Here is a 1,583-nt window from a genome sequence, read left to right on the forward strand (position 1 = left end):
TCATACTTTCTGACTTTTTTATCATAAGCATCTTTCCAGACCATACCGGTAATATTACCCGTATATTGAGCGGCAAGATAGGTCTTACCCTTAATCAGGTTATTATTCACCTTATCATACCCCAGATCAAATCCAAAGTAGTTAGTGCTTGGAAAACTAACGCTTTGGATATCCATGGAACTCTCCGTGAACATCTCTCCGGAGATGGTCATGGCAGAAGTCGTGGTGGAGATACTGTCCACAGAGGCCGCATCTCTGGCATAAGGGCGGTTAACACCCAGCAGCCAGCCCCGGACGTTATACTCATAGTATTCAGATTCCAGCGGGGTCGTACTATAAGCAGTGGCGGAAGACCTTCTATAACCTAAATATTTTTTCTTGAGCTGGCCAAGGCTGCCATATTCCTGGGACGAGAGCGTCGTAAAGCTGGCAGGCATGGTCTTCGCCCCCCATCTGCTATTGGTCTCTTTCACCTCTGTTTTGACCAGACGCCAGAGGGGATCATAAGACATCTTGGTGACTAAAATGGAAGTATCGGGACGGGTACCCAACTTTGACTCCCAGCTCACACTTACCAGGGGCTCTCCTGACCAGCTATACTCGGTCGTCGTTATATTATACCCTCCGGTAATATTGGTCTGTCCCGTCTGGATAACCCGCCCTTTTTTGTCATAGATATTGACAGTGGTGATAAAGGTTGATGTGCTGGTTCCCAGCACTTTTACCTTTGCCCAAGTCACTTTGCCTTGGGTGCTAACTGGCGTACTGGTGGCAGTTACCTGAGCGGGCTGCTCAGGGTAAGGAAAACTGGAGTTTGATGCAGCAAGCAAATAACTGTTCCAGTTACTCTTATAAGTGGCAGATAAACCTGTTGGCAAGGTAATACCTGTGTAATCATCATAATGTGTTGCAGTCAATAGATTAGACGCAGTAATATCAGAAACGCGGTAGCTCTCGCTGGTACCTGCTGCCGTTAGCATGGACGTAAAACTAACGCCAGGCAGGCTGTCGAGCCAGGTAGAATCAGCCCGGTTAAAACCATCATATTTTGTACCTATCCAGAGATTATGCGCTCTCATGTTGGCGTCCTGAGTCATCACGAGTCTATTTCTGGCATCGTAAATCATATAGACCGTTCCACCTCCGGGCACCTGCTTTATAATCATTCTTCTTCTATTGTCATACTCATATCTAAAACACTGTTCAGCAAGAAGCGTAGTTGTAAGCGTCCAGCTGCCGTGTGCCATGGCAACGACCCCTTCGGGCTGGATAACACAGCGTAAATCTCCCATATTATCATATATGTAATAGGTGCTGAGCCAACCTTCATAGGCTGTGCTGCTTCCCGTACCGTCATCAGCGGCAGCAGTCAGTTGTATTTTCTTTAAAACGACCTGATCCAATTTATTTTTAAACTCAATTACCTGATTACCAGCTTCATCCGTGACAATCAATTTATGTAATGCGCCAGCTGCATAATAACTGCTACTGGTAGGCGTACTGAGGCCAGCGCCGGGAGTGGACTGAAAGCCCACGAGCCAGATGCGAACGGAATCCTTAAGCGTATTAATGGAATAATGTTG

The 1,583-nt window shown here is 46.7% G+C and carries 1 pseudogene; it reads right to left on the reverse strand.

Features of this window, described 5'->3' with window-relative positions:
• A pseudogene (locus BLU80_RS19630) lies at positions 1 to 1,583 on the reverse strand (hypothetical protein); the annotation flags it as partial.

The organism is Arachidicoccus rhizosphaerae (assembly GCF_900107765.1).
GTDB lineage: Bacteria > Bacteroidota > Bacteroidia > Chitinophagales > Chitinophagaceae > Arachidicoccus > Arachidicoccus rhizosphaerae.